Below are 11,837 nucleotides of genomic sequence, written 5' to 3'. Positions count from 1 at the left end.
CTTGTTATTCAGGAGGGAGTATATTTTATGGGAAGAAAGGCAACATTCTTTTTAGAATAAAAGTGGATATTGCCCTGTGATGCTTAAAAGGGACAGCTACTGTAAGTACTGAAGGAAAGCGATAGGAAATTAATAATGCAAGAATTTATGAGTTGATCTCATTATATCAATTGTTTAGAGCAGATGCGCTTATAGTTACTTCAAAAAATAAAGATTTTTGTTCAACTCAAGATAAGTGCCGTACCTGATAATTTATATAGATTTTCCTACTCAATACTGGAATTGGATTTGGATAAACAACACCATTGAGTATTTAAGCCGTGAGATTAAATGCCGGACAAAAGCAATCGGTGTTTTCTCGATGGGCAGAATACTTTAATACTTGTATGATACCAGACTGTGTCATGTAGCAGTAATCAACCGGATGCCAAACGCTACATGAATGTGGAGCATCTTTTCAGGGCAGAGGATGCTCTGTCGTCTGATATCATAGCCGGTTGACTGTCAGTTATCAAATAGTAGAATTATACTTTTGCAAAAATCTTGACATGATCTACAAAACTGGAAGCGTCAGATGTAACACAGAGTATATCCAGTGTTGCAAAGCGTATTGATAATGGTTCAATGAAAGGCTTCTGGGCGATTTTAAAAGAGAACGCTACAGTAGGAAACGATTTACAAATAGAGAAACATTTATGAAAATGATAGAAGATTATTATAGATAATCATAACAGTCTGCAATGTTACATCGTAGTTTTGCAATCGATGGAAAATTTGAAATTTATTTGTGGGTAGCATAAAAACTGCCAACAGATTATCTCTGCTGGCAGGAAAACTTTATGTTTTTCGATTGTCTATTTGATGGGGAGTGGTTTATAATAATTTTGCCTTTTTATATAAGTGATTTAGAAAGCTGAAGGCGTTGCACAAAGATTTTATCTTGAATTTCGGTATCCAGAAATGCGTGATTATATCTTGAAATAATTTCATGTGCATTATAAAGACCTATTCCGCGATTTGCCCCTTTAGTAGATACATTGGGTTTTGCTAAAGCAGCATAAGGGATTCCCTTTTCCAAAAAGGTATTGGAAATGACAAATATATATTCTGTTTCCAGGTTAATCAGAGCAAAGCGAATTGATGGTTGATCAGTTTCTAATGTTGCCTCAATTGCATTATCTAGAAAGATTCCAATGACTCTGCATAAATCTAGTGTATCGATTGGAAGAGAAACTATTTCATCTGTTACTTCTATATTGACATTGATATTCAATTCTATTGCATATAATAACTTGGATGATATAATGCTTTTCAGTTCTGTAGTTTTGATATTCATCAGTTGGTTTATATGTGCAGTATTCTTAGTGATTTTTTTACTTAATGGAAGGATTTCTTTATCAAAATATTCTTTTAAACCATCCATATCGTTTGCTTCAATGTACCCGGACATAGAAAGCATTATATTGGAATAATCATGTTTGAATGATCTTAAAGATGAATACATATTTTCAATCTGATTGGTATATTCTTGCAATCGATTATAAGAGTCTTGGCGTATATCCAGATTTACTTTCTCCATATGGGATTTTATTATGTTAACAATTAAAATAGTGCTGATTATAAAGTAACAGGCAAATAAAATACAGTTAAAGGTTATAACGCTACGACTATATCCAATATAATCTCCGATTGCTATGTTAAATAAAAAAATAAACAAACAGGTGAGTAGATTTGTAGTTATAAGTAATAACAGCTGTTTCGAAAGGCCAGTGTGTATTCTATGAATTACTAGATAGAGCAATCGGCCTAATATTGGACAAATACAGGCTAAAAGTAAGATATATGAAATTATATAAACAATGTAATAGGTTAAGTGAGACTGTAAATCAGCAACTGGATAGATGAATATATCCCATACTAAAGAAAATAAATTATCCCACAGCACACAAAAAAGATAAGTTGCAATAAAGACACAAATATTTATTATACGATTAGGATTAAGTGAGGCAATATATACACATGTGCTTATAATTAAAAGAATAACACCCATGTTGCCCAAGACAAAACCAATAAGAAGTATATTAATCAGCAATATAGTAGATAAAACAATTATCTGCTTTAATTTCAACTTAAAAGGTAGAAAGCAGTAAATGGGAAGTAAGTAGGAAAAAACACATAAAACATATGGTAGTATTTGTATTACTTTCATTGTAACAACCAAACCCTTTCACATTTTTCTAGTAGACATTTATATTATATTACTTATAGTTTTTGAAATCAACTGTTATTCGGCAAATTAAACGCTGCCCTCTCCGTCAGATTAAAACAGATCTTTTGGAGTGTCTGATCATGGTATGAAGCATATAGTTTTGGGGATTTTCGGCGCACTATTTTATGAGTAAAAACCATCATGCAGATTATTTTACATGATGGTTTCTAAAGCTATCCGAGTTCGAAGTCATTGATTGCCTGCATAACGGCATCGGCGGTTATGATATTTAAATTTGAGCTGTTTCCAACCAACAGACTTGCATTGCACAGTTTGTTGATCATACGTGGAGTCCCATTCGCAGCATTGAGGATCGCTTCAAGTGCGTTATCTTCGAATACCGTTTGGGTGCATCCAGCACCATTCAGTTTGGCAGTAACATAAGAATGCCCTTCTGCTGTTTTTTGTCATGCCTTCCAGGTTATAATTCATGACAATTCTCTGGCGGAAAGGTTCGTGGATGCTTAGGCGCAGGGTACTGTACTGTTCTGCCAGTATGTTCCGGAATCCGGTGTCATGTCCATAAGCCTGGATCAGACGGACGTGCAGAACCAGAGGAATCTGTGAATAAGGGATCATAGATGAAAGGAACAGTGCGTGGGTATGCCTACAGACTTTGCAGTACACTCGAACGACTGAAAGAGAGAGGAGCCTGTCAGTAAGCTGGGTCTTGCGTCTGTAAGAGCCATAACGGATGAGACAGCCGGAGTGGACACAGATACAGGAAACAAGGTTAAGATCAAGAGAATCTATCGTTTTATTGTAAAAATCCTGAGAAATAAGGTTGTAGTTTTATGTTTTAATTGTTATCATAGGTATGTATCAATGTAGCATAAGCTATATTTGGGTGAAAGCAGGAATCAAACTTTGGACGGGGAGATTTCTGCTTTTTTATTTCATGGTTACAAAACTATATGATAACACAAGAGGTCTCAGGGTAAAACAATCTCATGGAAAATATGTCAGATTCCCTTATGCCAAGACCTCTTTTATTATGCCTTAAAAGCGAAAAAATAGTTTGTTATAATGTGCCTGATAATAATCAACGATTATTACTGAATAAACGTTGAACTCCACTGCAAATATTACATTTTTTCTATAAAAAAGATATTTTATTCGAAACTTAATAATATAACAAAGCTATAGTTTATACTTAAATCATCAAATATGAAAGGAAGAACAAAAATGAAAAATAGTTTAAAAAAGAATCTTGGTAATTTAGCAATCAATATGGGAAAACATGCTGTTGGTAAATGTATGATTCCAGGAATGTTTGATCCTAAAATCCCAAATGCACTTAAGACAGAAATGAAGAAAGATACAAAAGAATGATATAAATTTTTAAATAGTGTGTAAATACTATAATCCTAAATATAAGCAATATATAACGGTAATATTTCATAAACAATATATTGACTCATATCAGTAGCTGAAAAATCAAAATTCCAATAAGCCCTGTTCAGTTGTGATTGCACCTAGAATCTTGGACACATTAATTTATGGCAGAGGTCCAACATATGGATGTTTCTCTGTACTTAGCAGAGAGCATCCATTTTGCTTTAGTCTGGTTTTTCTCATGCTTGTAATAATCTGTATATTTTTTCAGCACCCTTTAAAATTTATCAAATATCTGTAGTGTTTTGTTTTCCATAGCACATCTCATTCTTCATCATTTCAAAGAAGGTCTTTATGATACAGTTATTGTAGAGGTTCTCTTTCGTTGACATGGCCTGGATGATTCCATAATCTTTAAGAGTATTTCTAAAGTAAGCATGCTGATACTGAGCCTTGGCTCGAGCTATACCGAGTTCGCTATAATAAGTATTGTTCTGAAGAAAATATTGAACTAAGGGTGTAATATTGATGCTTGTTTCGTGGGGAAACTAAAAGAAGAGAAGAAAGATTATTCTTCTTAGGTTTCTCTTCCTTTAATCTCATTTTGTGCATTAGGTGTTGAATTCTCTTTTGATTTACTCTATAGACACGATTATAAATTTTCTATGTTTCCTTTGTATTCCGTATCGTTTTTTATAGCGATTAAAATATACCTTCGATTTTTTCTGATAATTCCTGAAGATTTACGGTATCAGAATTACTGGTCCATAGTAACAGATCAATCTTGTCATGTCTACTGCTTTTTGCAGATGATTTAATTTCCACCTTTTTCCCTAAGTTCTTTGACAAATGCTGTTTTTTCCCTTTGAGTTGCGCGGTCCATCTTTCTTTCCATTGAGATGCGTTTTTTTTATTCCTCAATTCTTAGTATTGACGTTTTCATTCTCGACTTTGAGTCATATTAGTTCTAGTGTGTTTTTAGGCATGCTGTTCTTTTTTGCTGTTGGATTCTAGAATTTTCAGTTAATAATTGAATACTAAGAGCAAAATTAAGAATGTGAGAAAAATAAGTAGAGCAAGTATGGTTCAAGATGGTAAGAAAGCATGGAGTCGGATGCCTAGGGGGAACACTTCTCGGAAATCTAGAATCCGACTATTTGATATGAGCATGAGATAATTTGATTTCAGGGGATGGGAAACAGTGCCTAGATCTTAAGAAATCGTGAAAGATGCAGGAAGGGCAATAAGGAAAATACATCATTCAATTAGGTATCAATGATTTATATATAGGCAAAAATGAACACGACGGTACACTTATTACTGAACTAACGTAAACAAAAATATTAAATGAAACGATTATTCATGTTATACGGACTTTTATTCTATTATTAAGTATTAGCTTAAGATAGAGATATAATAATTTCAACGAAAAGAAATTTAATACTAAATTATAAGAGGAAAAAAATGATCAAAATAGGGATTATTGATACAGAAATTAGAACAGACCAAATAATATTTGATAAAACTCATTTTTGTAATGCAGATTATAAAACTTCTGTACTTCATGGAACGGAAGTTGCAAACGTATTGTTATCATTAAATCCTTACTTAGATATTACAGCAATACCGATTTTAGATTCCAATATTAAGGGAAATGCTATTGACTTAATAACTGCTATAGAAAAATGTATAGATCAAAAAGTTGATTTTATTAATTTAAGCTTAGGATATGCATCAAATAATGAAAGTATTATAAGTATGCTGCATGAGATATGTCTTGAAGCTAAACGTAATAATATTTTAATTGTCGCAGCTAAAGCCAACGAAAAGAATAAGATGGCTTATCCGGCAGAATTTTCAGAGATTATATCGGTTGATAATGATATAAGGCAAAAAGCATATTGCAGCGTTAATAAGAATGAAGTTATATTCAATTTTAATGTTTTGTATTTGTGGGAAAAGGAAATAAAAATAAGAGAAGGTAACAGTTATCTTGTCCCGTATTTAATAGGGATTCTCGCAAATTTGTATAAAGAAGGTGGAGATAAACAAGAACTTATTTCTAATCTGAAGGGAATATTGAAAGAGGAAAATATGAAAAAAATAGTAGTCGAGTCTATAAGCAATAGATTTGCTGTTACTATAAACAAACAGGTTTTATATGTGGTTTGTGGTTTGATGAGTGAAAATGATTATAACATTATTAATTATCTAAAAACCATTGCAAAATCAGTGGAAATTTGTACAGATGATAATGTGCAAACGGTATTATCAAAAGAAAAAATTATCTTTTGGGGATTAGGTGATTATGTAGAAAGTATTACAAATATAAATAAGGTTAGGCAAGTCATCAAGCAATGCTATTTATGTGGGAATGATATTATTACTGTTTTACCTTATTTTAATATTTGGGAGAGGTATCAGATTACAAAGGATCACAGTAACAGATTGGTGAGTATTTACAATTAAGGAGTAGAGGTCATGGAATGTACTTTATTGTTGGCAGAGGGATGTAATTTAGAATGTAAATATTGTTACGAAGGCGAAAAAAAATGTTCATCTATAATGAATGAAAAAACGGTAGAAGATACAATTAATTTTATCTGTAATTTGGCACATGAGGATGAAGAGATAGATTTAATGCTTCTAGGGGGAGAACCATTACTTAACAAGAAAGCATTTTATAAAATCACAAATCTTGTATCAGAAAAATATCCAAAGAAAAAATTTAATATTGAAATGACTACAAATGCTACTTTATTAGATAAGAGTGTGTTAGATACTATATTTACTACAGGAATAGAATTATCTATTAGCATTGATGGGGATCGAAGAACAAATGATCTTAACCGAAAAAGTAAATCTGGAAAAGATTATTATAAATATATTATTAGCCAGATTAAGTATTTGATAAGAAATAATAAGAAATTTAATGTAAGAATGACAGTTACTGATAATAACGTTAAATATTTAATGGATAATATACGATTTTTTTCAAAAATGGGAGTGAAACGTATTTATATAGGATTAGACGAATTTACATCTTGGTCCGAAAATAGTATGCAATTACTAGATTCAGAAATGACAAAACTAGATCAGTTTTATCTAGAAAACATCGTTGAAGACCCTAATAAAGTGATTAATCTTTATGATTTTAAGATATCGACTTTTATTGCAAAAAGAGAAGTTTGCTTTTGCTCTGCTGGAACTGAAAACCATTTTGTAGTTGACTGTAAAGGGAATATTTATCCCTGCAATTATGTGGCGGGAGATCCAGAATGGGAAATTGGAAATATTTATTCTGGAATTAGTCACGAAAAATTTATTTCGCTCATAAGAAAGCATTTAAAAGAAACTTGTAGTATTTGTGACTGCAAAATAGATTTTTCCTGTAGCGGAAAAAGATGTGGATTTAAAAATTATAGCTTAACTGGTTATTTGAATCAAGTAAGTAAAGCAACCTGCAGATTAGAACAAATACTATATCGACATAATTGTATAGTATTTACTAGTATGTTTCGTAATAAAATATTTCGTTTTATGAAAGTGTATGATTTTGCAAAAACTCACAAAATTGAAGTTAGCGATTTTATTAAAAAGTTAGAAGAAGGTGAAGATGATGAGACAAATTTTTAGATATATTTCAAATGGAAAAGTAATTCTACTAAATTCAGATAATATGAATTGGGTTAGGATGCCTTTAGAAGTGTATGAAGGAGAAAGTAAAGATAAGGATAAATTTTATAGAAAACTTATCGAAACATTTGATTTTAATAGTAAATCTGTAAGCCAGGATATAGGAACATTACATATTATTACAACAAAAAAATGTAATTTAAATTGTGATTTTTGTGCTGCAAATTCTGGACCAGATGTTACTACAGAAGACGAGCTGTCAGTTGAGAAAATCATAAACGATACACAAAAGTTTATTGATAAGTTAAAACCATCTTTAAAAAAGGTAGTTATTAGTGGAGGCGAACCATTAGTAAAGAAGAATATAGAAAAATTAGTAGAAAAGATGGCTGAGTCAATAGGAAAAGAAAATATTGTATTCCAAACCAATGGACTTCTTTTATCAAAAAAACTTATAGACTGTTTAGTAGAAAGGGTCGGTGTTATAGAAATCAGCATTGAGAATTTGTTTTGTAATGAACGCCAATATAAAAAAATGGTTCCTTTATTTGAACAGTTAAAAACAAAAAAAGTTAAACTTTCTTTTTCGTATGTATTAACGCCTTATAATATGAAATATCTTGAAGAAGCATTAAATATGGCGGCACAATATAATGCATTTTTCCAACTTAGAATTGTTGCTCCTGTGGGGAGAGGGAAAAATTTTTCAATTAAAGTATTGGATCAAATTAAGTTGTATCAGCGTGCAGTACAATTTGTACTTGATAAAAAATATGAGGATAAGAATTTTATTAATGCACTCACCTTTAACTTAAGTCCCAAAAAACATTGTGGGGCTGTTGATGATTTGCTGACAATAGCACCGGACGGAAATGTTTATATGTGTCCTAATTTAACAAGCGAAAAGTTTGTTTTGGGAAATATTAAAGAAGATGTGAATATTGTTTTAGAGCGATATGAAGAAAAGAAAAAAAATGCTGGAATAAAAAGTTTGTTTTATGTAAATCAAATCCCAAAATGCAAGATTTGCCCTTATAAATATTTTTGTTGTGGAGAGTGTGCAGCTAATTGTGTTAATGATAAAGGCGAAAGAGTAGAGAGTATTGACTGTAGTTTACAAAAAGTACTTATTTACTATGAAATGTTCGTTAAAAAGGATAACTATAAAAATAACTTTTTTGAACTAAACGAATATTTAAAATATGTAGTTAATAATTTCGAGCAGATTTGTGAATCTGATTATTTTAGTGAGGATATTGATGTTAAATGTAGAATATAAGAACGTAATTAAAAAATATGTTCTAAAAGAAAAAAAATTATTGTCTTTTATCTTTATTGTTAGTATTGTTTCTAGCGTACTTGCTTTAATGACGCCTAGGATTACACAAGAAATTATTGATAAATCATTACCTAATAAGGAAAAAGAACTATTTATTATTCATATTACAATTTTGTTTTTGGCATATATATTTACTATTATATGCTCTGTTTTAGGCAATTATTTATCAAATAAAATTACTGAGAATATTAAGATGAGTTTACGGATAGATATGTTGAAAAGCATTACAAAAGCTAAATATGAAACAATAAAGCATGAAGGGTTAGGAAATGTACTTTCAAAGTATGAAAATGAAATTGAAATTATTGCATCTAATACAGGAGAGGCTTTAGTGCAACTAGTTTCAAACATTCTTTCCTTGTTATTAACTTGTTTAGCAATATACTTGATTAGTTGGAAAGTGTTTATTTTTACGGGAATCGTAATCTTTTTGTATTTGATAAATAATCATTTTTGGGGAGAAAAAGTTAACATACTTTCAGAAAAATATATGAAGACGAATGCAAAGACAATAGATTATTTTTCGGATATATACAATAATATTTTAAACGTAAAAATTTATAATCTATACAGAAAGATTAATAAAAAATTTAGAAATGTATATGCACAACAGTATAAAGCTGATATTAGTTTAGAACTGACATATAATTTGAATATATACATAGGAGCTTTACTTGTATATTTATTAATTGTAATTGTTTGGTTTGTTGGAGGAAATTTATATTTTTCAAATAATTTTAGTATTGGTTTAATTATTACATTAACAAGTTACCAGGCAATGCTCATAACACCAATTAATAATATTAGTAGTTTCTTCAATGGCTATAAAGAAACTTTAGTCGCAATAGATCGTTTTTACAGTGTGATTAATTTACCTAAGGAAGTGGAAAACTCAAAAAAGACACTGAAAAAAATAGATTCTATTAGGTGGAATAATGTCGAGTTTTATTATGAGAATTCTAAAAATCCTGTTTTAAAGACTGGAAATTTTAGCGTTTGTTGCGGAGATGTTATAGGTTTGATTGGTAACAGTGGAGGTGGAAAGTCAACTATTACTAAAATATTACTAAGGTTAGTGGATAAAAGTGGTGGTTATATAGAGGTAAATAATCAACAAATTGAAGATTTCTCTATAACAGATATAAGGAGGCATATAGCATATGTTCCTCAAGATTCACTATTTTTTAAAGAATCAATAAAAGAAAACTTATTTTTAAATCAGGAGAGAGATGAAGATGAGTTTCTCTATTTATGTAAAAAATTACAGATAGATACATATATAAATGAATTACCTGGTGGGTGGAATACAGAATTACAAACAAATGGTAATAACTTATCCGGAGGACAAAAAAAACGATTAGACATAATTAGGGCGATATTAACAGGAGCTGATGTAATTGTTTTTGATGAACCGACGGCATCGCTAGATAATAGCAGTAGAGAGGCATTTTATGAGTTAGTAAATTCTATGAAAAATAATAAAATTATTTTTATAATCTCTCATAATCCAGATGAAATGAAATATTTTAGTAAAATATTTTGGGTTACAGAGGGCACGATTAAAGAAAGGATATTTTAAAAATGATTACAATGACGTTAGAGATAAATAAGAAATGCAATTTAGCATGTGATTATTGTTATGTTGGTGATAAAACCAATAAGACAATGGATGATAGGATCGCATATCGAAGCGTGGAGTTTGCTATTGAACGGATAAAGTGTGAAAACCATAGGAATAGGATAATAAAAATTAATTTTCTTGGTGGAGAGCCTTTGCTTGATTTCGACAAAGTAAAAAATATAGTTTATTACTGTGAAGCTAATAGCAAAGAGAATCAAATTAAATTTTTATATACTATAACAACAAATGGGACGATTTTAGATTTATCAATTATAGAGTTTTTAATAAAATACAAATTTTCGTTAAAGGTCAGCTTGGATGGAAATGAGAACGTTAATGACTTATCACGAAAAATGGTAAATGGCGCAGGATCCTATAAATATGTCATAAAAAATTTAGACTATTTAAAGTATTTTGAGTTGAAAACAGGAAGAGCTGTTCAAGCATCAGCTGTAATTACAAAAAATAATTATACTCATCATTTGGAAACTATAAAACATTTTCACGAAGACTTAGGATTTTTGGATATTGATGCTGGCATTAATACAGATACCAAATGGAATAAAGAAGAACTTAATTGTTTGTTTAAAATATACAGAAAGGTTCTGGAGTATTATATAACTTGTTATCACCATAATAATTACTTTATGTGGCGCTATATAGAAAATGCCTTTGACAGTTATACAGATATCTCAAAAAGAGTATTTTCTTGTGGTGCTGGTATTATAAGCTTTTATATAAATGTAGAAGGTGAAATGTTTTTATGTCCAAGTTTGTTAGATCAGCAATATAGCTTAGGCAATGTATTTGATGGATTTTCTGAGTTTGGGACTTTACTTAGAGAGAAATTAAAAGATATTAAGTATATTGATAATTCCAAATGTTTATCATGTAAAGAGTATGAAAATTGTAAAAGTAAAGGTTGCTTTGCAGCAAGCTTACATGAGAATAATGATATTCATTGTCCGGATGATTTCTCATGTCTATATACTAAGATGGCAAACCAATTGGTGAGGGATAATTTGGAAGAACTTGAGGAAATTGAAAAGAATGCAAAGATTTTAGGACCAATGCCATATTATATAAACGGTGTAATTCATCCGATTAGAAATGTAGCATATTGAGGAATTTGGATTAAATTTTAGGAATTATTTCAACAATAATGTTGATTAATTTAGAAATAATTTAAAGGAGGCGATGCCCTTGGGCGGTTGAACTTTATTGTAAATCAATACAAATTTTAATGAAATGGAGAGAAAAAAATGAATAGTAGAAAAGGGGAAAAATTAGTCAGTAAAGAAACTATATTTGATGAAAAAATTGAAGGCTATAAAAAATGTGGAAGTACAGACAAAAAATTCGATTGCAAAAAAGACTGCCTAATATCTCATAATGCAGTATTGTCTTACATCAATTAGAACTTAAAAAAACAAATAAGGAGAATAAAAATGAAAGAGGTCAATAAGGTAACTGTAAAAAGTGAAAGAGTAAAGTGCTTTGATGAAAAAATTGAAGGCTACAAAAAATGCGGAAGTACAGATAAAAAATTTGATTGCAAAAAAGACTGCATAATATCTTATAATGCGGTACTGTCCTATATTAATTAGAGTCTTTAAAATACATAAGAAAAGGAGAAT

Annotated in this window: 11 protein-coding genes; 9 read left to right on the top strand and 2 right to left on the bottom strand. The window is 30.3% G+C overall.

Annotated elements, in window-relative coordinates; all coding sequences use genetic code 11:
* Positions 1-235 precede the first annotated feature (235 nt).
* Positions 236-379 carry a transposase gene (locus tag PGY05_RS16785; protein ID WP_117500931.1) on the top strand — a complete coding sequence of 48 codons (144 nt, stop codon included), beginning with the start codon at positions 236-238 and terminating at the stop codon, positions 377-379.
* Between the two features lie 513 nt (positions 380-892).
* Here PGY05_RS16785 and PGY05_RS09710 read toward each other — a convergent pair.
* Together PGY05_RS09710 and PGY05_RS09705 are read right to left on the bottom strand one after the other, a co-directional pair.
* Complete coding sequence (locus PGY05_RS09710; RefSeq protein WP_243246641.1) at positions 893-1,579, bottom strand: sensor histidine kinase; 687 nt, start codon at positions 1,577-1,579, stop codon at positions 893-895.
* Between the two features lie 1,017 nt (positions 1,580-2,596).
* Complete coding sequence (locus tag PGY05_RS09705) at positions 2,597-2,848, bottom strand: hypothetical protein (protein WP_270475762.1); 252 nt, start codon at positions 2,846-2,848, stop codon at positions 2,597-2,599.
* A 606-nt stretch (positions 2,849-3,454) separates the two neighbouring features.
* Here PGY05_RS09705 and PGY05_RS09700 point away from each other — a divergent pair.
* The 8 genes from PGY05_RS09700 to PGY05_RS09665 all read left to right on the top strand — a co-directional run bounded on the left by PGY05_RS09700 (position 3,455) and on the right by PGY05_RS09665 (position 11,807).
* On the top strand, positions 3,455-3,601 hold the full coding sequence (locus PGY05_RS09700) for a hypothetical protein (protein WP_158547686.1): 147 nt from the start codon (positions 3,455-3,457) through the stop codon (positions 3,599-3,601).
* A gap of 1,467 nt (positions 3,602-5,068) precedes the next feature.
* Positions 5,069-6,073, top strand: a complete 1,005-nt coding sequence (locus PGY05_RS09695) for a S8 family serine peptidase (protein ID WP_117500932.1) — start codon at positions 5,069-5,071, stop codon at positions 6,071-6,073.
* Between the two features lie 12 nt (positions 6,074-6,085).
* Positions 6,086-7,240 carry a radical SAM/SPASM domain-containing protein gene (locus tag PGY05_RS09690; RefSeq protein ID WP_117500933.1) on the top strand — a complete coding sequence of 385 codons (1,155 nt, stop codon included), beginning with the start codon at positions 6,086-6,088 and terminating at the stop codon, positions 7,238-7,240.
* Positions 7,221-8,519 (top strand): radical SAM/SPASM domain-containing protein, encoded by a 1,299-nt coding sequence (locus PGY05_RS09685; RefSeq protein ID WP_117500934.1) that lies wholly within the window; start codon positions 7,221-7,223, stop codon positions 8,517-8,519. The genes PGY05_RS09690 and PGY05_RS09685 overlap by 20 nt, the downstream gene beginning before the upstream one ends.
* Positions 8,500-10,158, top strand: coding sequence for an ABC transporter ATP-binding protein (locus PGY05_RS09680; protein WP_117500935.1), 1,659 nt, complete (start codon positions 8,500-8,502; stop codon positions 10,156-10,158). The genes PGY05_RS09685 and PGY05_RS09680 overlap by 20 nt, the downstream gene beginning before the upstream one ends.
* 2 nt (positions 10,159-10,160) lie before the next feature.
* On the top strand, positions 10,161-11,324 hold the full coding sequence (locus PGY05_RS09675; protein WP_117500936.1) for a radical SAM/SPASM domain-containing protein: 1,164 nt from the start codon (positions 10,161-10,163) through the stop codon (positions 11,322-11,324).
* Positions 11,325-11,462: 138 nt separating this feature from the next.
* The gene (locus PGY05_RS09670) at positions 11,463-11,618 is read left to right on the top strand and encodes a hypothetical protein (RefSeq protein ID WP_158547687.1); all 156 of its coding nucleotides are present in this window, start codon (positions 11,463-11,465) and stop codon (positions 11,616-11,618) included.
* Between the two features lie 30 nt (positions 11,619-11,648).
* Positions 11,649-11,807, top strand: a complete 159-nt coding sequence (locus PGY05_RS09665) for a hypothetical protein (RefSeq protein ID WP_158547688.1) — start codon at positions 11,649-11,651, stop codon at positions 11,805-11,807.
* Positions 11,808-11,837 lie beyond the last annotated feature (30 nt).

The organism is Coprococcus sp. AF51-11b1 (assembly GCF_027682785.1).
Lineage (GTDB): Bacteria > Bacillota > Clostridia > Lachnospirales > Lachnospiraceae > Allocoprococcus > Allocoprococcus comes.
This window is presented reverse-complemented; position numbering and strand designations above follow the sequence as displayed.

What these genes read in the sequence shown, in the direction of transcription:
- PGY05_RS09665 (WP_158547688.1), top strand. Translation starts at nt 11,649, where the DNA reads ATGAAAGAGGTCAATAAGGTAACTGTAAAAAGTGAAAGAGTAAAGTGC.
- PGY05_RS09670 (WP_158547687.1), top strand. Translation starts at nt 11,463, where the DNA reads ATGAATAGTAGAAAAGGGGAAAAATTAGTCAGTAAAGAAACTATATTT.
- PGY05_RS09685 (WP_117500934.1), top strand. Translation starts at nt 7,221, where the DNA reads ATGATGAGACAAATTTTTAGATATATTTCAAATGGAAAAGTAATTCTA.
- PGY05_RS09690 (WP_117500933.1), top strand. Translation starts at nt 6,086, where the DNA reads ATGGAATGTACTTTATTGTTGGCAGAGGGATGTAATTTAGAATGTAAA.
- PGY05_RS09695 (WP_117500932.1), top strand. Translation starts at nt 5,069, where the DNA reads ATGATCAAAATAGGGATTATTGATACAGAAATTAGAACAGACCAAATA.
- PGY05_RS09705 (WP_270475762.1), bottom strand. Translation starts at nt 2,848, where the DNA reads ATGATCCCTTATTCACAGATTCCTCTGGTTCTGCACGTCCGTCTGATC.
- PGY05_RS09700 (WP_158547686.1), top strand. Translation starts at nt 3,455, where the DNA reads ATGAAAAATAGTTTAAAAAAGAATCTTGGTAATTTAGCAATCAATATG.
- PGY05_RS09680 (WP_117500935.1), top strand. Translation starts at nt 8,500, where the DNA reads ATGTTAAATGTAGAATATAAGAACGTAATTAAAAAATATGTTCTAAAA.
- PGY05_RS09710 (WP_243246641.1), bottom strand. Translation starts at nt 1,579, where the DNA reads ATGGAGAAAGTAAATCTGGATATACGCCAAGACTCTTATAATCGATTG.
- PGY05_RS09675 (WP_117500936.1), top strand. Translation starts at nt 10,161, where the DNA reads ATGATTACAATGACGTTAGAGATAAATAAGAAATGCAATTTAGCATGT.